The sequence below is a fragment of the Moellerella wisconsensis genome, from assembly GCF_022592395.1.
GTDB classification, from domain to species: domain Bacteria; phylum Pseudomonadota; class Gammaproteobacteria; order Enterobacterales; family Enterobacteriaceae; genus Moellerella; species Moellerella wisconsensis.
Window position 1 is genome coordinate 2,194,001 of the sequence record NZ_CP093242.1, and the last position, 23,464, is coordinate 2,217,464.

Below are 23,464 nucleotides of genomic sequence, written 5' to 3' on the forward strand. Positions count from 1 at the left end.
CCGTCTGTTTTTTATTCAGCTTTCAGAATTAAACGTTATCTTCTACGCCATCATCTGTGTCTGGGGTTGCTTGTGCTCCATCAGAGTCAGTGATAACTTCACCTTCTAATTCTGTGGCTACATCACCATCAGCATCCAGTAATTCATCATCGTCTTCTGGCTCAGCAACACGTTGAAGACCAACAACCTTCTCATCTTCAGCAGTACGGATCAAGGTGACCCCCTGCGTATTACGGCCAACAATGCTAACTTCTGATACGCGAGTACGTACCAAAGTACCAGCATCAGTGATCATCATAATCTGGTCAGTTTCTTCAACCTGAATAGCGCCAACAACTTGACCATTACGTTCACTAACTTTAATCGAGATAACACCTTGAGTCGCACGAGATTTCGTTGGGTATTCACGTTCGTTAGTCCGCTTACCATAACCATTCTCAGTAACTGTTAGGATATCACCTTCGGCGCGCGGAATAATTAATGAAACAACTTTATCGTTATCCATCAATCGAATACCACGAACACCTGTAGCTGTACGACCCATTGAGCGTACGGCATCTTCAGCAAATCTAACCACTTTACCTTGTGCAGAGAACAGCATAACTTCGTTAGAACCGTTGGTTAAATCAACGCCAATCAATTCATCACCGTCATTCAGATTCACCGCAATAATACCGGCACTTCTTGGGCGGCTAAACTCTTTTAATGCAGTTTTCTTCACGGTACCACTGGCTGTAGCCATGAAGACAAAATAGCCATCTTCATAGTCTCTGACAGGCAGAATAGCCGTAATACGCTCATTCTGTTCCAGCGGCAGCAAGTTAACGATTGGTCGACCTCGCGCTCCCCTGCTGGCTTCCGGTAATTGATATACCTTCATCCAATACAAGCGACCACGGCTTGAGAAGCATAAAATTGTGTCGTGGGTATTAGCCACCAGCAAACGTTCGATAAAATCTTGTTCTTTTATTCGTGCTGCTGATTTACCTTTACCGCCACGGCGTTGCGCTTCGTAGTCTGATAATGGCTGATATTTAACGTAACCTTGATGTGACAGGGTAACAACAACATCTTCCTGGTTGATCAAGTCTTCGATATTAATATCGGCGGTATTCTCAGTGATTTCAGTACGACGCGCATCATTGTACAGATCGCGGATAGTTTCTAATTCTTCACGAATCACTTCCATCAGACGATCTGGGCTATTCAGAATAAACAGTAATTCTTCAATAATTTTGAGTAAATCACGGTATTCTTCGAGCAGTTTTTCATGCTCAAGCCCAGTTAATTTTTGTAAGCGTAAATCAAGAATCGCTTGGGCTTGTTGCTCAGTAAGATAATATTTACCGTCACGAACACCAAATTGCTCTTCCAACCATTCAGGACGTGCCGCATTATCACCCGCACGTTCTAACATTGCTGCGACGTTACCTAATTCCCAAGGCGATGCGATTAAGCCCGCTTTGGCTTCTGCAGGGCTCGATGCCCGGCGGATCAATTCGATAATCGGATCAATATTGGCTAAGGCAACCGCTAATGCTTCCAAAATGTGAGCACGATCGCGGGCTTTGCGTAATTCATAAATTGTACGACGAGTCACTACTTCACGACGGTGACGCACAAATGCTGAAATAATCTCTTTCAGATTAAGGATTTTCGGTTGGCCCTGATGCAGAGCAACCATGTTTATCCCGAAAGAAACTTGTAACTGAGTTAATGAATAGAGGTTGTTAAGAACCACTTCACCCACTGCATCGCGTTTAACTTCAATCACAATACGCATGCCGTCTTTATCAGACTCATCACGTAAAGCACTGATGCCTTCGATACGTTTGTCTTTAACTAGCTCCGCCATTTTTTCAATTAAGCGTGCTTTATTAACCTGATACGGGATTTCATTAACTACGATGGTCTCGCGACCATTTTTTTCGTCGACTTCGATATCAGCACGAGCACGGAGATAAATTTTACCTCGGCCAGTACGATAAGCATCGATAATCCCTCTGCGACCATTAATAATCGCAGCAGTAGGGAAATCAGGCCCTGGGATGTGCTCCATCAGACCTTCAATACTGATATCTTCGTCATCAATATAGGCTAAACAACCGCTGACCACTTCGCCCAAGTTGTGCGGTGGAATATTGGTAGCCATACCAACCGCGATACCTGATGAGCCATTAACCAATAAATTGGGTACACGGGTCGGCATAACTGCGGGAATATTTTCCGTTCCATCATAGTTTGGAACGAAATCGACCGTTTCTTTATCGAGGTCCGCCAGCAATTCATGGGCGATTTTAGCCATACGGACTTCCGTATAACGCATCGCTGCGGCTGAGTCACCATCGACTGACCCAAAGTTTCCCTGACCATCAACAAGCATATAGCGCATTGAGAATGGCTGTGCAAGACGAACAATTGTCTCATAGACAGCACTATCACCATGCGGATGGTATTTACCAATAACGTCCCCGACTACACGGGCGGATTTTTTATAGGCTTTATTCCAATCATTTCCCAGTACATTCATCGCAAAAAGTACTCTGCGGTGTACCGGCTTCAGTCCATCACGAACATCTGGAAGTGCACGCCCGACGATCACGGACATAGCATAATCCAAATACGAACTTTTTAGTTCTTCTTCGATGTTGACTGGTGTGATTTCTCTGGCAATGTCGCTCATGGAACCACTGTCCCTCATAACTTCGGATTCAAAGGTTTAGAACTATACCACAATTCGTCAATTTAATAAAAAAGAGAAGCGAGTATTTGTCTTTCAAGCTATGTATAATAGCCAAAAAAATTGAGTTATGGATCGGTTCAGCTACTATTTTTAACTATTGGTCGACCGTATCTCGGCAGTAATAGGTAATTTTATGCTTTTCTTCCACCGCTGGATCGCCAATTATGCACTTAAGGAGTTATCCCCTCATGACTAATGCCCCGCTAAATAATCAACAAAATGTTGATTTGCACGAAATCGAAAAATTTGAAGCCGTTGCTTCCCGCTGGTGGGATCTCGAAGGTGAATTTGCCCCACTGCATCGTATTAATCCCTTACGCTTAAATTATATTATGCAGCGCGTTGATGGGCTATTCGGTAAAAAAGTGCTCGATGTCGGCTGTGGTGGCGGAATTTTATCTGAAAGCATGGCACGTGAAGGGGCTATTGTTACAGGACTCGATATGGGCGCTGAACCACTGCAAGTAGCTAAGCTGCATTCATTAGAAAGTGGGATCCCGGTCGAGTATGTACAAGAAACTGTCGAAGAACACGCAGAAAAATATCCACATGCCTACGATATTGTTACCTGCATGGAAATGCTGGAGCATGTTCCAGACCCTGCATCTGTTGTGCGTGCCTGCGCAAAATTGGTTAAACCTGGTGGGCACGTTATGTTCTCAACCATTAATCGCAATAAAAAGGCTTGGTTAATGGCCGTCGTCGCAGCAGAATATATTATGAAGATTGTCCCCAAAGGCACGCATGATGCGAAAAAATTTATTCGCCCTTCCGAATTAATAGGCTGGGTTGATCAAACCCCATTAAAAGAGAAAAATATCATAGGGTTACATTACAATCCTATCACCGATAAATTCTGGCTAGGACCGAATGTGGATGTGAATTATATGTTACATACTCAGTGTGCTGATAAATAACACAGCACCGACCAATAAATCAGCAAACGAACACTCATTTACAATTTTTTTTTTTACTAATGTCGGCTAATCTAATTTCGCGCTTTCCTTTTGGGGTGCAGGTTACCGACATGATCACCTAATTTATCCAGAAACTTATCCACAAGATCAGCCAAAATTGTACACTTGATAAAATCCGTCATTAACATTATCTTGTTATCGAACAATATCAAAACCACTACATATAGTGTGATAAGACACCACCAAATACTACTCTCATGGGGTTACCCCGTGAGTTTTTTTTATGCTTGTCGCCACAGTCATATGTAGCACAACTCAAGGTATATCTGCTCATGAACCAGAGTCTGTTAGTCACCAAACGTGATGGACACAAAGAACGTATCGATCTCGATAAAATCCACAAAGTAATCACCTGGGCCGCTGATGGGCTCAATAACGTATCAGTTTCACTGGTGGAGTTACGTTCACAGATTCAGTTTTATGATGGGATCAAAACTTCTGATATCCACGAGACGATGATCAAAGCAGCCGCCGATTTAATTAGCGGTGAATCGCCGGATTATCAGTATGTCGCTGCTCGCCTTGCGATTTTTAATTTACGCAAAAAAGCCTACGGTCAGTTTGAACCACCAAAACTGTATGATCATGTGAAGCGCTTAGTTGAAATGGGCAAATATGATAAGCATTTGCTCGAAGACTACACCGTCGAAGAATTCCAGCAAATGGATGATTATATTGATCACTGGCGTGATATGAACTTTTCCTATGCCGCGGTTAAGCAATTAGAAGGGAAGTATTTAGTTCAAAACCGAGTGACCGGTGATATTTATGAAAGCGCGCAGTTCCTGTATATTTTAGTCGCAGCCTGTCTGTTTTCTCGCTATCCCAAAGAAACGCGTTTAGATTATATCAAGCGTTTTTATGATGCCGCTTCAACCTTTAAAATTTCATTACCGACGCCTATCATGGCGGGGGTTCGTACGCCAACACGTCAATTCAGCTCCTGTGTTCTGATTGAGTGTGGTGATAGCTTAGATTCAATTAATGCAACATCAAGCGCAATTGTTAAATATGTCTCTCAACGCGCAGGGATTGGTATCAATGCGGGTCGAATCCGCGCATTAGGTAGCCCAATCCGTGGTGGTGAAGCGTTCCATACTGGTTGTATTCCTTTTTATAAGCACTTCCAAACTGCGGTTAAATCTTGTTCTCAGGGCGGCGTACGTGGCGGTGCAGCAACTTTATTCTACCCATTATGGCATTTAGAAGTTGAAAGCTTGTTAGTGCTTAAAAATAACCGTGGGGTCGAAGGTAACCGTGTTCGCCATATGGATTATGGGGTTCAAATCAATCGCTTAATGTATCAGCGCCTGATTAAAAACCAAGACATCACGCTATTTAGCCCATCAGATGTTCCTGGCTTATATGATGCTTTCTTTGCTAATCAAGACGAATTCGAACGTCTGTATGTGGCTTATGAGCAAGATCCAGCTATTCGCAAATCAAAAATTAAAGCGGTGGAATTGTTTTCATTAATGATGCAAGAACGTGCATCTACTGGCCGAATCTATATTCAGAATGTGGATCACTGTAATACCCACAGCCCATTTGATCCGGCGATTGCACCAGTACGCCAATCCAATCTGTGCTTAGAAATTGCGTTACCGACCAAACCGTTAAGTGACATCAAAGATGAGAACGGAGAAATTGCTCTGTGTACACTGTCGGCCTTCAACTTAGGTGCGATTAACAGCCTTGATGAGCTCGAAGAGTTAGCCACGCTAGCAGTACGCGCATTAGATGCTCTGCTGGATTACCAAGATTATCCCATTATTGCTGCACAAAAAGGCGCTATGGGTCGTCGTACGCTAGGTATCGGCGTAATTAACTTTGCCTATTATTTAGCTAAAAATGGCGTACGCTATTCTGATGGCAGTGCTAATAACCTTACTCACCAAACGTTTGAAGCTATTCAATATTATTTATTAAAAGCCTCTAATGAGCTGGCAAAAGAGCAAGGCGCATGCCCTTGGTTCAATGAAACCACTTATGCAGCGGGTGTGCTGCCTATCGATACCTATAAAAAAGAAATCGACAAGCTAACCAACGAGCCTCTGCACTACGATTGGGGATCTTTACGCCGCGATATTCAACAATATGGCCTACGTAATTCAACGTTATCGGCATTGATGCCTTCTGAAACCTCATCGCAGATTTCTAATGCCACTAACGGAATTGAACCGCCGCGCGGTTATATCAGCGTTAAAGCGTCTAAAGATGGTATTTTGCGCCAAGTGGTTCCAGAATATGAACGCCTGAAAGATGCTTATGAGCTATTATGGCAAATGCCATCAAATACCGGCTACTTGCAATTAGTCGGCATTATGCAGAAATTTGTTGATCAGTCGATTTCGGCCAATACTAATTATGACCCAACTCGTTTCCCTAATGGCAGAGTTCCAATGAACCAACTGCTCAAAGATCTGCTACTGACGTATAAATTTGGCGTCAAAACGCTTTATTATCACAACACTCGTGATGGCGCAGAAGATATTCAGGGCGATCTGGAAGAAGTCATTGAAGCTGAAGATACCGACTGTGAAGGCGGCGCGTGTAAAATTTAATTTGAGGAAGCTATGTCTCATACGTATACCATCTTCTCACAGAAGAAAAATGACCAGTTACAGGAGCCGATGTTTTTCGGCCAACCGGTTAACGTTGCACGTTTCGATCAGCAAAAATATCCAATTTTCGAAAAACTGATCGAAAAACAATTGTCCTTCTTTTGGCGTCCAGAAGAAGTGGATGTGTCTCGCGATCGTATTGACTACAATGCGTTGCCTGATCATGAGAAACATATTTTTATCAGCAACTTAAAATATCAGACTTTATTGGATTCAATTCAGGGTCGTAGCCCTAACGTGGCTTTTCTACCTCTAATTTCGATTCCAGAGCTGGAAACTTGGGTTGAGACATGGTCATTTTCAGAGACAATTCATTCACGTTCATATACCCATATTATTCGTAATATTGTAAATGATCCGGCGCTTATTTTTGATGATATCGTCGAAAATGAAGAAATTTTAAAACGTGCTCGTGATATCTCGGCCTACTATGACACCTTGATTAATATGACTAATCAATACCATATGTATGGTGAAGGTGAGCATATCGTCAATGGTCAAGAAGTCGTTGTTTCGCTACGTGCACTGAAAAAACAGTTATATTTGTGCTTAATGAGCGTCAATGCCTTAGAAGCTATCCGTTTCTACGTTAGTTTTGCCTGCTCATTTGCCTTCGCTGAACGTGAATTAATGGAAGGTAACGCCAAAATCATTAAATTGATTGCGCGCGATGAAGCACTGCATTTAACCGGCACTCAGCATATGCTAAATCTGTTACGTTCAGGTCAAGACGATCCTGAAATGGCAGAAATTGCCGCCGAATGTGAAGATGAATGCTATCGCCTATTTGTCGATGCTGCTGAGCAAGAAAAAGAGTGGGCTAGTTATCTGTTCCGCGATGGTTCTATGATTGGTTTGAATAAAGATATTCTGTGCCAGTATGTTGAATATATTACTAATATTCGTATGCAGGCCGTTGGCTTGAAATTGCCTTTTGAAGGACGTTCAAACCCAATCCCATGGATTAATTCGTGGTTAGTCTCAGATAACGTTCAAGTTGCACCACAAGAAGTTGAAGTCAGCTCTTATTTAGTCGGTCAAATTGATTCTGAAGTTAATACCGACGATTTGAGCGATTTCGAGCTCTAATCATGTCGAGCCATAAAATCACCCTGCGCCAACCGCAGGGTGTTGATGTTCCCTTCCATTCGGAGCTTCACGACTCACTGCTTGAAGCTTTGGAAGATGGTCAGATTGCTGCTGAATACCAATGTCGAGAAGGTTATTGTGGCTCGTGCCGAGTCACTTTATTAACTGGCAAAGTGGCGTATCGCTGCCAACCATTGGCCTTTATTAATAAAGGCGAAATTTTGCCCTGCTGCTGTCACCCGTTATCGGATATTGAAATTGAATGACAGCGATTCATTATAGCCATTTATATTCAGTAGTTGATTGATCATACCGCTAAGGCCGACTTAAAATACAAAGGCGCTACTTATTGATTAAGTTGCGCCTTTTATTTATTAACCTATTAAATCGTCTATCAACTAATATCGATTCCTTACTTTCTCTCGATACTTCAATCCACGTCTATTTAATCATTACTTGGCTGTTGCTCACCTTTGCAGGGGTATCCACCGGCACAAAAAAGCGATATCTAATCCCTGATGTCATCTTGATTACAAAAATCCATACATTGCAGCAAAAACCCAACCAAACACACAAGAAACACTTACCCCGATTAAGCCGGGAAAAATAAAGCTATGATTAATAACATATTTACCGATTTTAGTCGTCCCTGAACGGTCAAACTGGATTGCCGCTAAATCGCTTGGATACGTCGGTAAAATATAGTAACCATAACAAGCAGGCGCAGAAGCGATGATATACGCTGGCTCGACTCCGATAGCCAAAGCAATCGGTACAATGGCAGCCAGTGCCGCCGCTTGTGAGTTAACAAATTTAGATACTAATAACAAAACTATCGCATATGCCCAAGGATACTCTTTAACTAGCGCGCCTAATGCACCTTTAATTTCATTCATATGCGCGCCAAACATAGTTTCGGCCATCCACGCAATGCCATATACCGCAACAATAGCTATCATTCCTGAACGGAACACTTCGTTTTTTGAAATTTGTGCTGGATTGGTTTTACAAATAATGATAATCAGCGCACCGGCTAATAACATAAACATTTGAATAACCAGTACCATCGATAAAGGCTTGTCATTGATCAGTGGACGCAATTCAGAAAATGCACCTAATGTAGCAACCACCGCTATTGAGGCCAAAAAAATCCACATAGCTACCCAGTTAATTGTCGGCAGTTTTTTATCGAGTAATGTTACTGTACCGCCATAAACATATTCACGGTTTTCTGGGTCAGAAATAAATTCTTGAAACACTGGGTCTTTATCTAAATCCTTGCCGCGAAACCAGCTAAAAATACCAATCGCTAATATACCTAACAATGTTGATGGAATAGTAATTGCTAATAAATCTAAAAATTCTAATGACTTACCATTAATAGTAACTCCACCCAGCATCGCCACTAATGAAACCACTGCGACAGAAACTGGGCTAGCAATAATGCCCATTTGAGCCCCGATGCTACTGGCTGCCATTGGACGTTCAGGGCGAATATTATTTTTAATCGCTGCATCGTAGATAATAGGCAATATGGTATACACGACGTGCCCTGTACCGCATAAAATAGTCAGAATACAAGTCACAAAGGGAGCAACAATAGAGATATATTTCGGATTTTTACGCAGCAACCGCTCGGCGATTTGCAGCATAACATCAAGCCCTCCTGACGCTTGCAAAGTGGCAGAAGCTGCCACAACAGCAATAATAACCAGCATTACATCGACAGGGGGTTTTCCGGGCGGGATACCAAACACAAAGACCAGAATAACCAACCCGACACCACCAAGTAATCCTAACGCCATACCGCCTTTTTTGGCCCCGTAAAACAGACAGACCAGTATGATCACCAGTTGTATTAAAAAATCCATATTGCCATCCTTTTTATAATGTTTGTTTACATTATGCGGAGGCTAAAATTACAATTGTTGACCTGGATTAATTATTAAACTAATTTAAATTAAATTAATATTGGCTTTTATCTTTCCTATCACATATTTTTTATTATCTATTTGCCATACTATTCTGTTATGTTTCTTTTCAAATAATTAGCAACATCCCACCTAATTTTATTCAACCTTACGTTGTCTGTTTAGTTTTATTTCAACAGTAATTCTAACAAATAAACCTTAATTATCGGTTAAATTTAACACTAAATGATGATCTTCATTATGCGTGTGTAAAATAATAATTACAGTTGTTGTAATTGATATTTGACACGTTTAAACAGATCGAATAATCTGCCTAACACATTAAGTATTCATTTTTAATCCGAGGAAGTTGTGAAGAATCGTACGCTAGGTAGCGTTTTAATCGTCGCTGGAACAACGATTGGTGCAGGGATGCTGGCAATGCCTCTGGCGGCCGCCGGTGTTGGTTTTCCTGTTATGACAGTCATGCTTGTCACGTTATGGCTATTGATGAGTTATACCTCTTTACTATTAGTCGAGGTCTATCAACACAATCCTGCGGATATGGGATTAGGCACTATCGCCAAGAAGTATCTGGGTCGTCCGGGCCAATTAGTGACGGGATTCAGTATGTTGCTATTGATGTACGCCTTAACAACCGCCTATATTGGTGGTGCTGGAGTCTTAATATCTAGTAGCTTATCTTCTTGGTGGGGATTATCTATCTCGGTCGAAACCTCGATTATTCTATTTACTCTAATTGGCGGTATCGTTGTTGGTATTGGTACTCATTCCGTCGACTTTATAAATCGCTTGCTGTTCTCGGCAAAAACTATTTTCTTGATTATCATGCTCGGTGTGATGATGCCGCATGTTGAAAGCGTAAACTTAATCAATATGCCGCTAGAAAAAGGTCTGGTTCTCTCTGCTATCCCAGTAATTTTCACTTCGTTTGGCTTCCATGGCAGCGTACCGAGCTTGGTCAGCTACATGAAAGGTGACGTGCGTAAATTACGCATGATTTTTATTTGCGGCAGCGCCATCCCGTTAGTCGCTTATATCTTTTGGCAAATAGCCACATTAGGCGCTATCCCGTCTGATACTTTCATGGGAATTTTAGCGCAACAAGCTGGATTAGATGGCTTATTAACTGCAATCCGTGACGTAGTCTCTACCCCACGAGTCAATGTGGCGGTGAGCTTATTTATGGATTTAGCACTCGCCACCTCATTCTTAGGCGTCGCATTGGGGTTATTCGATTATGTTGCCGACTTATTTAAACGCAGTAATGAGTTATCTGGCCGCTTGCAAACCGGCTTATTGACCTTTGTGCCGCCGGTATTATGTGCCCTGTTCTTCAGTAGTTTTGTTCAAGCTTTGACCTATGCGGCAGTAGCACTCTCGCTGTTAGCCTTAATTATTCCATCATTATTAGTGATGAGGGTCAGAAAGTTAGAAAAAGCCGGGGATTACCGTGTTATGGGCGGAAAACCTGTACTGATCATGGTGCTACTGTGCGGTATCAGCGTGATATTAATTCAATTTGCCATCGTCGGTGGTTTGCTACCAAGTGTTGGATAACAGAACAAAATCTATGCTAGTCGCAGTCATAATATAATAAAACATTACATAAAAAAGTAAAAAAGCCATGACAGAATTATTCTGACATGGCTTTTTGTCTATTAGCTATATTAACTATAAACTCAACTAATTATGGGCTCAATATTTCAAACCTAACGTTTAAACGATTAGAAACTCAACCCTGCGCCAAGATAAAATCCATCGGCAATTTTATTACTCGGACGATGATCAGCCCCTTTAACATCAATCATACGGTAGCCTGCATCCACCGACAGTGGTGAAAATATAGTGTAACGCGCACCCACTTTGGTCTCGGTGTAAGAATCGCTACCTGAGGTTAATCCCGCAGGTGCACCGTAAGCTTCACCATAAATATTTAATGACGGCATAACGGTCCAATTTAGCCCGGCACCTGCGGCTAACGCCATACCATCTTTATTATCTTTAGGTGATAAATATAACGCTTTACCCCCAACATAAGCTGAGACTGGTCCAAACGGTAACCCAAATGTCGCGCCTAAACTGCCCATTTGTCCGTTGTGATCACTACGCGTCCACGCACCATTGAATGCCAGACCTGAACCTTGAGTACCAATTCCGGCATTCATCTCGGTATAGTGTTCGCCCACCTGAGCCCCTAAAGAGATTGCCTGTGCGCTCCCGGTACACACCATCGCAGCTGCCGCCATTGCAATTAAACTTTTGCGCATAATTTTATCCTTTAATTTACTTAGCTTATTATTCTTCAATGATACTTAATAATAGTGAAACAAACCGCATATATTTATACTTTTATCTCTACATATATATAGTTTTGTAAATATATTAATGCCAATATTAATCACAGCAATTGGTCATAAGTATTAGTGTTATACTACCTATAATCAGATAATAATAACAATTGAATGTTTTTTATTCGCTTTCTACGACAGTAATTCACCTGTTTTTTTGAACTAAAAAAATGAAGGCTTAATGTGTGTAATTTAACTGGAGTTATATGATGAAGAAAAAAGGTCTTACAACTGCGGCGGGCGCTCCTGTTGTTGATAATAACAACGTAATGACCGCTGGTCCGCGTGGCCCTATGTTATTACAAGATATCTGGTTTTTAGAAAAACTGGCTCACTTTGACCGCGAAGTTATCCCTGAACGTCGTATGCACGCTAAAGGTTCTGGTGCTTTCGGTACTTTCACTGTAACTCATGATATTACCAAATATACACGGGCAAAAATCTTCTCTGAAGTCGGCAAAAAGACTGAAATGTTTGCCCGCTTTTCTACCGTCGCAGGCGAACGTGGTGCGGCTGATGCAGAGCGTGATATTCGTGGATTCGCCTTAAAATTCTATACTGAAGAAGGAAATTGGGATTTAGTTGGTAACAATACTCCGGTATTTTATCTGCGTGATCCACTGAAATTCCCTGATTTAAACCATATCGTTAAACGTGATCCTCATACCAATTTACGCAATATGGCCTATAAATGGGATTTTTTCTCACATTTACCCGAAGCTCTACACCAATTAACCATTGACGTCAGTGACCGTGGTATTCCAGCCGGTTATCGTTTCATGCACGGTTTTGGTAGCCATACTTACAGCTTCATCAACGATAAAAATCAACGCCATTGGGTTAAATTCCACTTCCGTTGCCAGCAAGGGATCAAAAATCTACAAGACGAAGAAGCCGAAGCGATTGTTGCTAAAGACCGTGAAAGCTCACAACGTGACTTGTTTAATGCAATTAAAGATGGCGATTATCCACGTTGGAATTTGCAAATTCAGATCATGCCAGAAGCTGACGCCTCTAAAGTCCCTTATAACCCATTTGATTTAACTAAAGTTTGGCCACATAAAGATTATCCATTGATCGATGTTGGTTTCTTTGAATTGAACCGTAACCCAGACAATTATTTTGCTGATGTAGAACAAGCCGCATTTAGCCCAGCCAATACCGTGCCAGGCATTGGTTTCTCGCCAGATAAAATGTTGCAAGGCCGCTTGTTCTCTTATGGTGATGCGCATCGCTACCGTTTAGGCGTAAACCATCATCAAATTCCAGTAAATGCCCCACGTTGCCCATTCCATAATTATCACCGTGACGGTGCCATGCGCGTCGATGGCAACAGCGGAAATGGTGTGACTTATGAGCCAAACAGTGCCGGTTTGTTCCAAGAACAGCCAAATTACAGCGAACCGCCATTAACTATTGAAGGTGCGGCAGATCACTGGAATCATCGTGAAGATACCGATTATTTCAGCCAGCCTCGTGCACTGTATGAATTACTCAGCGAAGATGAGCATCAGCGCATGTTTGCACGTATTGCCGGTGAGTTAATTGAAGCCAGCGAAGAAACACAGCAGCGCCAAATTGACTTATTCCGCCAAGTTCATCCGGAATACGGTGCTGGCGTCGAGAAAGCATTAAACGCGCTAAAATAATCGTGTTATCTAGTTGCTTCAACGTCAGGCAACTGTAGTCGTAGACACCCGCTTTGGCGGGTGTTTTTTCATGTTAAGGCCGCTCGGCAACCCAGCGTTTGATTGCTTGACGAGAGATCTTAATACCACCAGATTTTAATTGTTCATCGAGCCAATAAAAAGCCACAGGATACTGAAACACCGCCAATTTCGGCTTTAGCCATATTTGTAGTTGCTCTAGACACAAATCAGTCGTCCCTTCGATAACCGCTACCGGGCGATGACCAAATTCAATATCAGCACGCGGAACCACAAAACACTGAGTGACTTGCGGATGGCTCGCTATCACTGCTTCTATGTCCTCTGGCTGAATACCTTCGCCACCACTGAAAAATAAATTATCTAAGCGGCCTAAGATTTGATATTCACCGTCGATAAAAGCGCCTTTATCATTAGTAGCAAACCAACCTTGGAGATCTTCCTGCATCGGTTTTTCTGACGATAAGCATTTTAGCGGTACGATTTGATGATCAAACCAATAGCCTAACGCTTGGCTATCCGCACAAATTTGGATTTCACCATCAACCAATCGGACTTTTTTACCCATAAGTGGTAAGCCCACCCCGGGTTTACCATCGGCTCTTTTGGCACAAATAGTCGAGGCCATTTCAGTCATGCCATAACCACTCCAGCAACGGATCCCCTGCTTCTGCGCAGCGTCGGTTAATTCCGTCGGAATAGCCGCTCCGCCAAGTAACACATCGTGCAAAGTTTGTAGATGTGCTTCTGGCTGGGCCAATAAGCGCCATAATTGTGTCGGCACTAATGATGCGTGAGTTACCCCTTGCAATGCTTGCGCTAATGGCATTGAAGGCTTAATTGCCAAGATTGCACCGCGTAATAACCAGCGCCAAACAATCCCTTGACCAGAAACATGAAACAGCGGTAGCGATAATAACCAACAATCTTGTGGCTGATAGGTAAGCAATCCTAATACACCCTTGGCACTCAGTAAATGCGCCGCCGTATGATGTACCGCGGCTTTGGGTAATCCGGTCGATCCTGAGGTTAAAATCAACGTCGCTGGACGATACAGATCGCAAGGCGGCAATGCTTGAGAGAGGGGATTATCTGTTCGTACTTTGCCTGAGACTGATTTATTAGTCACGGCATCGGAGGTGATTAATTTTCCAGTACACAGCGCAGCAGCATCATAAGTTAAGGCCGGATAAGATAATGTTCGACAAGGCGTTGCTGGGTAAACGCTGTCTGTAGTCAAAATAGTCGGTTGCGAATCAAACTCAATCACAAAATCAATATTGAGCCGTGGCAACAATTGCGCCAACAAATCAATCGGTAAACGAGGATTCAACGGTAATACACGCGCACCACAGGTTATTAGTGCTAACTGGCACAACAGCAAATCTAGACTATTTTTACCGCGCAATACTACGCCATGGCCCGGTAGAACACCTTGAGCGACAAAACTGCAGCTATATTGTTCAATCCGCTGATTTAATTGATACCAACTCAGAGACTGAATGGCTTTAGCCTCTGTGCTTTCGGTGCCAATATCCACGCAGCTATCAACGCAACTATCAGTACAACTATTCGCCAACGAATCGGCAGAAAAATACAGTGCCGTAGCGTCACCGCGCTGAGCTGCCCAGTGACGCCACGGCCAATCAGTAAATTGACTCAGCACTGCCATGGAGCGCCTAAATCATTCAGCGTTAACGCCGGAATCGTACAATCTGGCCAGGTTCTCACTAGCTGATGTTGTATTAAATCCACCGTATCTAAACCTGGTAGCGTATTTGGGGTCAACCAATGTGCGATACGGGCTAGTTGAGTCAAACCAAAACTGGTCTCAATCGATGAGCTGATCACGGCTTGCAAACCACATTGATGCGCTTGTTCGATTAAGCGACGGCAATAGGACAAACTGCCCGTTAAAGTGGGTTTAATCACAATCGCGCTAACTCCCGCTTGCGCCATAACCTCAAAATCGGCCTCACGCACACTTTCATCCCAAGCAATAGCAATACCGGTATCTGCCGCAAATGACAACGATTCTGCACGCGTTTTGCAAGGCTCTTCGAGAAAATCAATCCGGGAGCGATATTCTGGATTGACATATTTGGCAAATCCATCAGCTTTTGCTCGGGTCCAGCTGCGGTTAGCGTCTAAACGCAAGCGTAAATCAGGGATGGCTTCTAACAATACATTCACCACCATACCATCGCGTACCGCTTCATATAATCCTACTTTAACTTTGGCAATTTTATCGCCAGCCATATCGTTCAAGCGAATGATGAGATCGTCAGGATCGCCAGTACACAAGGGCGCTTTGCGATAATCGGCGGTATCTGGTAATTGGCCCTGTAATTCTGCCAATGCACAGCTAATACCAAAGGCTACCGAAGGTAGATCGCTCATCGGCGGAGTGTTATCCCCCTGCGCTACCCACTGGCTTAACCATTGTTTTGCCGCTTCTGCAGCCTGTTCACAGGTTTCTTGGCTAAATTCGGGCAATGGTGAAATCTCACCCCAACCGGTCTTTTCACCTTCCTGTAACTGGACTAAAAAGCCATCACGAGTTTTAAGCCGCTGATAACGTAGAATAACGCCCGCCTCCATCGGCAGGCTAAAAGCATATAATTTGGCGCTTCGCATTATGGATTACGCTTGAATTTAGAGAAGTCCGGTTGGCGTTTTTGATTAAAGGCATTGCGGCCTTCTTGGCCTTCTTCGGTCATATAAAACAGCATAGTAGCATTACCCGCCAGTTCTTGTAGCCCCGCTTGTCCATCACAATCAGCGTTTAACGCCGCTTTTAAGCAACGTAAAGCCATTGGGCTATTTTCTAACATTTCACGGCACCAACGGACAGTCTCTTTTTCCAAATCTGCATACGGAACCACGGTATTAATTAAGCCCATATCAAGTGCTTGCTTAGCATCATACATACGGCATAAGAACCAGATTTCACGAGCTTTTTTCTGGCCAACAATGCGCGCCATATAAGCAGCCCCCCAGCCTCCGTCAAATGAACCTACTTTAGGTCCTGTTTGACCGAATTGTGCATTTTCAGCCGCAATAGTCAGGTCGCACATCATATGTAATACATGTCCTCCACCGACAGCATAACCCGCTACCATCGCCACGATAGGTTTAGGGCAAGTGCGGATTTGACGTTGGAAATCCAAAACATTTAAATGATGAACGCCGCTATCATCTTGATATCCGCCGTAATCACCACGAATTTTCTGATCGCCACCCGCACAGAAAGCATGCTCACCCGCGCCGGTTAAAATAATGGTGCCGATATTATCGTCGTAACGTGCATCGGACAGTGCATTGATCATTTCTTTCACCGTTTGTGGGCGAAATGCATTGCGTACCTCTGGGCGATTGATGGTGATTTTTGCAATACCATCTTCTGATTTATGATACAAAATATCATCAAATCCAGCAGAACAATCCAGCCAGTGAATCGGGGCATACAGTTTTTCTTCGCTTGGATAAAGCATGTTTTAAGTTCCTTTAACCACAATGTGATAAAAATTGGTGTATTGCATCAGCAAATGCATTCGGAGAAGCCTGATGGGCGTTATGACCCGCCTCAGGAATTAAATCCATCGGTAAGGCATATTGTTGTGCTAACCGGCGAAATTTTTGATCATGTTCACCGCATAAATAGAGTAAGGGGCAATCTATGCGCTGTAATTTATCGGCCATAAATGGCTGCTGAGCCAACGAGGTAGCCTCTAGCATATCCGCAATAGCCTGGGGATTATTATGACTACGCAAAGCAATAAGCTGTTGACGCTGTTGGTCATTTAATTGACTAAACACCGCTTGACGATACCAATCGTCTAAAACTTGGCTGAATGGCTGATGGCGAAAACGTTCGGCCCAATAATGATCATTAATAGAGCGCTGCCGTTTTTCTGAAAGATCAGTTAATCCGACATTTCCCCCTTCAATGATCAGCCCTTTTAGCCCTGAAGGCCGTGAATAACAAGCGTGATACATTGCCAAACGACCGCCTAATGAGTAGCCAATCAAGTAATAATCTTCAATCTGATACTGCGCCAAAGTCGCATTTATGAGCGAGCTTACTGGTGCAAATCCGGTACAGCTAATATTTACCGATTGCCCATGCCCCGGTAAATCTAATGCCAGCGAAGGATAATCTTTAAGCTGATTAATAATGGGTAGCCATTCGGTACTGTCTCCGAGTAACCCGTGCAGCCACACCAACCACGGCCCTGATTGGTAGCGATGAAATAAGCGTGCCGCCAGCATTATAGATTAGCCATCTGATTAACGAGCTGTTTTAAGGTTTGCGCACCGTGATCACCCTCGACACATAATTCCACCAACAAACAGCCGTGTTGATTATGCCAAAATTGTTCAATTGTTGTTTTTAATGATAACCAATCTGATGGCTGGCAATATTGCAGGCCAAACATAGCCGCTGCATGGGAAAACTCGACATTTTGTGGCATACAATAAAAACGCTGGCGCTGGTCATCAGGCGTCGGTAGCATTGAAAATATTTGTCCGCCATTATTATTAACTACAATTAACACTGTAGGCGCCGAAGGTTGACGCAGTAATGCTAAGCTATTGAGATCATACAACGCTGATAAATCCCCCACGATACTTAGGGTTGGCAATGTAGTCGCCCGCTGCACACCGGCAGTCGTCGAAATCAACCCGTCAATACCACTGGCACCTCGATTACTGTAAACTGGATAGCCTTTTGGCAATTGGCAAAAAGCATCAATCAGACGCACTATCAAGCTGTTGCCAACAAATAGCTGCCCACGTGGCGGCAATAATTCATTTAGCTGATGGGCAACGCCAGCTTCTGAGAATTGTTCGGCTAATTGCTGAGCCGTCAATTGATAAGCATACTGTGCAATTTGATTCAATTCAGTACACCACGGATCACGACGCTGAGGTGAATGCGCTTCTAGCCAGCCACCGATTGAGCAAGTTAATTTGCGCCCTTGATGCTGGGCAGGATCCAGCCGACCGGGTGTGCTATCGACAATCCAATATTCTTCTGGAGTACATTGAGCTTGCCATTGCAATAATCGTTTACCGGTTAAACTGGCTCCAAACTGGATAACCAATTGTGCCTGTTGCAAGAGTGCTTGCGCCTGTGGATTATTGAGCCATAAATCGGCACACGGTAAGGGTTGCCCGGTTTGCGACAACACGTCACTTAATAGTGGCCAACCGAGTTGTTCCGCCCAGAGAGCCACTTTTTCGCCCTCTTCGGCACTCATTCTGCCGGCAACCACAACACCGCGCTTTTGCCGCCAAAAGTACCAATCCGAAATATAGGCTACGCTAAGATTTAATGGTTCACTTAACCATGGAAGATTTGAATTCCACCAGTTACCTAGCTCGGCATGCCACTCATAATCGCCCTCGGTATCACCATACAGAGGCTCAGCAAACGGGCAATTAATATGAAAAGCACCGTGATGAAGCTGATTCATGCCATTATCGATAGCACTCACTAGCCAGCGCGCCGAGATATCACGCGCAGGTCGCGGCAGCATTAAACGCTGGGCGGGATGAGAGGCAAAAATATCGGTTTGTCGAATTGCCTGATTCGCACCGCAATCAATTAATTCTGGTGGCCTATCAGCGGTGATAAAAATGACTTTCTCACCAGTCAATCCAGCTTCAATTAATGCCGGATACAAATTTGCGACCGCGGTTCCAGAAGTCACGATAACGCCGACCGGTTCTTTAGTTGCTTTAGCGAGCCCTAAGGCTAAATGTCCGAGTCCACGTTCATCAAAATGGGTATGGCAATGCAGCTTACGGTTCTGCGCGGCCGCCAAGGTAAGCGGCGTCGAACGAGACCCCGGGGCAATACAAATATGCCGCATACCGTGACGAGTCAATGACTCGAGGATCACTTCCGCCCAACGACGATTAAACACACTATTCGGCATACTATTCGACATAACTCACTCAATTTATTTATGATTATTATAATTTTTGCACTGCATATTATTTGCCTAGTACATCTTATATTCAGTACATTTTATTCAGTAGATTAAAGCCACAACAGAGCTATCACATACAGCCTCATAATATTTCGTTTATATGATCCTGCGTATATTAGTGTAGCCGCCCGGCTAAAATTTTCTTGATCTAGGAACAATTTTCAACGAAATAATTGAAATAAATAAGAAAATAACCTTTTTAATTATACGGTTATTTTAGTATTTTAACTCAGGCTAATAAAATAAGTCATACCGCTGAACGGTTATCTTCGCGTCTAAGAATTGTTAAGCAATGAAATTAATCCCGCCGCTTTATTGTCAATTTCTTGCCACTCTTGTTCAGGGCATGAATCGCTGACAATCCCCGCGCCAGAATATAAATAGATATGATGGCCATTAATTTCAGCGCAGCGTAATGACACGGCAAACTCACTTTTATTAGAACTAATATAACCGCCACTGCCGGCATACCAACGGCGCTCAAACGGTTCATGCTCTGTCACAAACTGACGGGCAATTGTACGCGGTAATCCAGAGACTGCCGCTGTTGGCTGCAAGCGATTCAGACAATCGCTATCCGATGCTGAAAATAACACCGCCTTAATTGAACGCCGTAAATGCTGGACTTTGCGTAACCGGATAATTTCTGCGGGAGAAACATCCACCGCAGAAACGCGACCTTGCAGTTGCTGGCAGATATCGTCGACAACAACTAAATTTTCATGTTGATTTTTACTGTCTTCCATTAGCCAGCGAGCATTTTTAGCCGCGATTTGATCATCATCACTGCTCGCTACTGTTCCAGCTAATGCCTCAGTAAGCAACTGTTTCCCCTGACGTAAATATAAACGCTCAGGCGTTGATGAAATAAAACCCTGTTGCTTATCAAAAGCCAGCATAAAATGATAACACTGATGATTAACTTGCTGGCTGGCATATAAAAAATCTGCTACCCCTAATGGCGCTGCCAATGTCAGCGCTGTTTGGCGGGCCATCACCACTTTTTCTAACGGGTCAGTTTGCATTTTAGCAATAGCTAAAGTTAATAAACGGCACCATTCATCATGCTGGGGATGATGCTGCTGCTGTATAATTTGGGTATTCAATGTGTGTATATTAGCCGCCGGCTGCAATGACAATAGAAATTGTTCAGTCGCGGGAATATCTTCCTCGCCAAAGAGCGTCAGAATCAATCGCTGCCCTTGAAGATCACGCTGCCATTCCAAGCGCGGCAGAAAAAAGAACGCGCTATTTTCTGGTGGAGAAGAACAACTGCCACCGATAGCCTCCCAACCATTTAGCCCACAAATACGCATATCGGGATATTGAGGGTTCTCTAATAGGAATATTTCTCCCTCTTGCACCGAGTTAAATTTTTTCCCTAGCCCCAGCGCAGCACTTTCTTCATTGCCACAACGGGTTGCCCAATAGAATTGAGGAAAACACGGTTGTGCAGCAAGCCAATTGAGCCCAGAGAAATCAGCATCTGGTCTTACTGAATAAACTAATCTAGTTATTTCTTTTGGCGCTAATGACAACGTTGGTAGCAGGCATAGCAATTGAGTGATGACATTTTCAACACTGTTATTTTCATTATTTATTTTATCGGTAGCTGTTTTTTTACCGCGCATATTCTCAGCACTCTGATTGCTCACTTACCAGCCTCACTCGCTACATCACTGATTTAAGGAATAGATGATTATACGATTCAATAGAAAATATTAAAGCATTGATTATTTATATTAATTAAACATTCTCGGTATCCACGGCAGTTTATGCTAAAAAGAAATCTCGCTAACGGCGAAGTATTGTTAAGAATTAAGAACTGAGCATTAAGAGCGGTATATTTTATTAACCTTTGTTACCTACTGGATAAAAATCTATGAATACTGAACTCGTCCATGATAAAGAAATAGACAGAAAAACTATTCCCTCTGAAACATTAAAGCTATTGAGTATGTCTGACTCTCTGGTTAGTCGAAAGCCGGGAATATTTACTGTTGAGGATTTAATAAATATAAAAAAATACATTAACTTTAGTTTACTTTTACCTATTAAACATAAAGATATGGTTTTTGATACAAAAATCAGTCAGAAAAATACCCTACCCATAAAAATATCTGAACTTATCGATTTATTTATTAAAATTAGACAACATGCATTGAGCTGGAATAATGTTGAATATCAAGTTAAACAACAATCAATCGATTTAGAACTTACCGGTAGAAATATTACAATGACTGGCAATCAATTAATTGATTACATTAATCAAATGCCTTTATTAGAACGAATAAGCCAACGTATTGAGGAACTAGACATTTCCAATATTGAGTTAATTGGATTTTCCTCTGATGATTATATTATCGCCAATGAACTAGTTAATATTTTAGAGTTAATTAAAGATGATATTATTCTTCAATCAAAAAAAACCACGGTTGTTAGAAATACAGTCGCCGATTTTAGAACATATATAATTGGGGGTAATCTATCTAATGAACAACAGATAGATTCTTTATTATTTGCCACTCGAAAAATAAAACAACAATTAGAGGATATTATTGATAGTAATGAAACACATCATTTATTAAATCAAATTGAATTAAAAAAAGATGAAGTTGGTCAGTTAGAACAAGAGTATAGCCATTATGTTAAGTTGGCTTTTACTGGTTTAGCAGGTGGTATTATTGGCCTAATTATTACTGGTAGTATTTTTGGCGATAAAGCTGAAAAAATTAGAGCGCGGAAAAATATACTATTAAATGAAATTATTGCTCTTGAAGAACAAATTAATATTGATAAAAAATTAAATGGATTATTATCTAATATAACAGTTCGTCTACAACATATGGACAGTTATTTTCGTGATGCGCGGCTAGCTTTAGATCATCTTGATTACATGTGGCAGACTATTCTGGCTGAAATCAATGATTCAATAGCCAAATTTAAAACTATTAATAATAGTCACTGGCGGATTCAAGTCCGAAGTGCAACGCTAAGCCGCCTTTCTTAGCTCCGCAAACACCACCGAAGGTTGTCTGAACCCCAGACACTTGCGTGGCCTGCTGTTCAACGCTCCCTGATAGCGTTGTAAGTCTTCTTCTGTCACTGTCCGCAGGTCTGTTCCTTTCGGGATAAACTGTCTTAACAACCCATTCGTATTCTCGTTCAGCCCACGCTCATGCGAGGCATACGGATGGGCAAAGTACGTATCTGCGTTCAGTGCTTCTGCTATCGCCTTGTGCTCACTAAACTCTAGACCGTTATCGAACGTTATTGTGTGACATACATCCTGATACTCACTCAGCAGTGAGATAATGGCCTTACTGACTTCCACCGCATCCTTTGAAAACACCTTTTTTGTCAGGTAAATACGGCTTTTGCGTTCTGCCAGTGTCACGATAGCACCAGTGCCCTGTTTACCCTGCACCAAATCGGCCTCCCAGTCCCCCAGACGGCTACGGTCATCGACGACTGACGGCCGTAGCTCAATGGATACCGCGTCAGGGATGCGCCCTCGTTTCTGCCCGTAGCCCTTACGATATCGCCGTTTGCCCTGCCTAAGATGCCTGTACAACTCGCCACCGCTACGCTTATCCGCATAGATATACTGGTAAATCCATTCATGGCTGACGCTAAGACCAATAATGCTGCCAATTGCACTTATTTGCTCAGGACTCCACTTCCACTCCAGAGCAAATATCACGAAATCTATGGTCTGCTGAGGAATTGTCCTTTTGGCAGATGACAGCCGCCTATCACAGCACTTCTGGTGTGCCTGTTGTGGGTTATAACCAGTATCTGAAGTGTTACGCCTCAGTTCACGGGAGACCGTGGACTTGCTTACACCGATACGGATACCTATCTCATGGCAGGATAAATTATCCTCACGCAGTATCGATATCTGGTATCGTTGTCCTTCGGTTAGTTGCTGATACTTCATACTTACTCGCTCATCTTTGGTCGGAAGAGCAGGATAGCTTATCAGTAGCTAACCGTCCTTCCATCTAACATGACCGAGCGTTGCACTTATTATCTGAATTCGCGACTTATTGGCTCAATTCACTATTCAGCTCAAGAAAATTA

At 42.8% G+C, this 23,464-nt stretch carries 17 protein-coding genes; 7 read left to right on the plus strand and 10 right to left on the minus strand.

Going from position 1 to position 23,464, the window contains the following annotated elements:
- Positions 1–28: 28 nt before the first annotated feature.
- Positions 29–2,683 (minus strand): DNA topoisomerase (ATP-hydrolyzing) subunit A, encoded by a 2,655-nt coding sequence (gene gyrA, locus MNY66_RS09720; protein ID WP_047256999.1) that lies wholly within the window; start codon positions 2,681–2,683, stop codon positions 29–31.
- A 248-nt stretch (positions 2,684–2,931) separates the two neighbouring features.
- Between gyrA and ubiG the strand changes: the two genes are divergently transcribed.
- The 4 genes from ubiG (at position 2,932) to yfaE (ending at position 7,699) form a co-directional block, all read left to right on the plus strand.
- Complete coding sequence (gene ubiG, locus MNY66_RS09725; protein WP_047257000.1) at positions 2,932–3,660, plus strand: bifunctional 2-polyprenyl-6-hydroxyphenol methylase/3-demethylubiquinol 3-O-methyltransferase UbiG; 729 nt, start codon at positions 2,932–2,934, stop codon at positions 3,658–3,660.
- Between the two features lie 332 nt (positions 3,661–3,992).
- A complete protein-coding gene (gene nrdA, locus MNY66_RS09730) occupies positions 3,993–6,284 on the plus strand; it encodes a class 1a ribonucleoside-diphosphate reductase subunit alpha (protein ID WP_047257001.1) in 2,292 nt (763 codons plus the stop codon).
- A 12-nt stretch (positions 6,285–6,296) separates the two neighbouring features.
- The gene (nrdB, locus tag MNY66_RS09735; protein ID WP_047257002.1) at positions 6,297–7,433 is read left to right on the plus strand and encodes a class Ia ribonucleoside-diphosphate reductase subunit beta; all 1,137 of its coding nucleotides are present in this window, start codon (positions 6,297–6,299) and stop codon (positions 7,431–7,433) included.
- Between the two features lie 2 nt (positions 7,434–7,435).
- Positions 7,436–7,699, plus strand: coding sequence for a class I ribonucleotide reductase maintenance protein YfaE (gene yfaE, locus MNY66_RS09740; RefSeq protein WP_047257003.1), 264 nt, complete (start codon positions 7,436–7,438; stop codon positions 7,697–7,699).
- 264 nt (positions 7,700–7,963) lie between these two features.
- Here the strand turns inward: yfaE and MNY66_RS09745 are convergent, their stop codons facing one another.
- The gene (locus tag MNY66_RS09745) at positions 7,964–9,304 is read right to left on the minus strand and encodes an anaerobic C4-dicarboxylate transporter (protein WP_047257004.1); all 1,341 of its coding nucleotides are present in this window, start codon (positions 9,302–9,304) and stop codon (positions 7,964–7,966) included.
- A 471-nt stretch (positions 9,305–9,775) separates the two neighbouring features.
- Here MNY66_RS09745 and tyrP point away from each other — a divergent pair, with 471 nt between their 5' ends.
- Positions 9,776–10,924, plus strand: coding sequence for a tyrosine transporter TyrP (gene tyrP / locus MNY66_RS09750; protein WP_241500752.1), 1,149 nt, complete (start codon positions 9,776–9,778; stop codon positions 10,922–10,924).
- A 167-nt stretch (positions 10,925–11,091) separates the two neighbouring features.
- Here tyrP and MNY66_RS09755 read toward each other — a convergent pair whose 3' ends face one another.
- Positions 11,092–11,634 carry a YfaZ family outer membrane protein gene (locus MNY66_RS09755; RefSeq protein WP_047257006.1) on the minus strand — a complete coding sequence of 181 codons (543 nt, stop codon included), beginning with the start codon at positions 11,632–11,634 and terminating at the stop codon, positions 11,092–11,094.
- 290 nt (positions 11,635–11,924) lie between these two features.
- On the opposite strand from MNY66_RS09755, the gene MNY66_RS09760 reads away from it, so the two are divergent.
- A complete protein-coding gene (locus MNY66_RS09760; protein WP_047257007.1) occupies positions 11,925–13,364 on the plus strand; it encodes a catalase in 1,440 nt (479 codons plus the stop codon).
- Between the two features lie 73 nt (positions 13,365–13,437).
- Here the strand turns inward: MNY66_RS09760 and menE are convergent, their stop codons facing one another.
- The 6 genes from menE to MNY66_RS09790 form a co-directional block, all read right to left on the minus strand.
- On the minus strand, positions 13,438–15,054 hold the full coding sequence (menE, locus tag MNY66_RS09765) for an o-succinylbenzoate--CoA ligase (RefSeq protein ID WP_241500753.1): 1,617 nt from the start codon (positions 15,052–15,054) through the stop codon (positions 13,438–13,440).
- Complete coding sequence (menC, locus tag MNY66_RS09770; RefSeq protein WP_241500754.1) at positions 15,042–16,019, minus strand: o-succinylbenzoate synthase; 978 nt, start codon at positions 16,017–16,019, stop codon at positions 15,042–15,044. The genes menE and menC overlap by 13 nt, the downstream gene beginning before the upstream one ends.
- Complete coding sequence (gene menB, locus MNY66_RS09775; protein WP_047257010.1) at positions 16,019–16,876, minus strand: 1,4-dihydroxy-2-naphthoyl-CoA synthase; 858 nt, start codon at positions 16,874–16,876, stop codon at positions 16,019–16,021. The genes menC and menB overlap by 1 nt, the downstream gene beginning before the upstream one ends.
- Before the next feature lie 13 nt (positions 16,877–16,889).
- On the minus strand, positions 16,890–17,654 hold the full coding sequence (menH, locus tag MNY66_RS09780) for a 2-succinyl-6-hydroxy-2,4-cyclohexadiene-1-carboxylate synthase (RefSeq protein WP_241500755.1): 765 nt from the start codon (positions 17,652–17,654) through the stop codon (positions 16,890–16,892).
- The gene (gene menD, locus MNY66_RS09785) at positions 17,654–19,327 is read right to left on the minus strand and encodes a 2-succinyl-5-enolpyruvyl-6-hydroxy-3-cyclohexene-1-carboxylic-acid synthase (protein ID WP_053908090.1); all 1,674 of its coding nucleotides are present in this window, start codon (positions 19,325–19,327) and stop codon (positions 17,654–17,656) included. The genes menH and menD overlap by 1 nt, the downstream gene beginning before the upstream one ends.
- A gap of 329 nt (positions 19,328–19,656) precedes the next feature.
- Positions 19,657–21,012, minus strand: a complete 1,356-nt coding sequence (locus MNY66_RS09790; RefSeq protein WP_047257033.1) for an isochorismate synthase — start codon at positions 21,010–21,012, stop codon at positions 19,657–19,659.
- Positions 21,013–21,263: 251 nt separating this feature from the next.
- Between MNY66_RS09790 and MNY66_RS09795 the strand changes: the two genes are divergently transcribed.
- Positions 21,264–22,391, plus strand: coding sequence for an alpha-xenorhabdolysin family binary toxin subunit A (locus tag MNY66_RS09795; protein WP_241500756.1), 1,128 nt, complete (start codon positions 21,264–21,266; stop codon positions 22,389–22,391).
- Here MNY66_RS09795 and MNY66_RS09800 read toward each other — a convergent pair.
- Positions 22,374–23,321, minus strand: coding sequence for an IS30 family transposase (locus MNY66_RS09800; protein WP_140035165.1), 948 nt, complete (start codon positions 23,319–23,321; stop codon positions 22,374–22,376). The two genes, MNY66_RS09795 and MNY66_RS09800, sit on opposite strands and share 18 nt — an antisense overlap.
- Between the last annotated feature and the right edge of the window lie 143 nt (positions 23,322–23,464).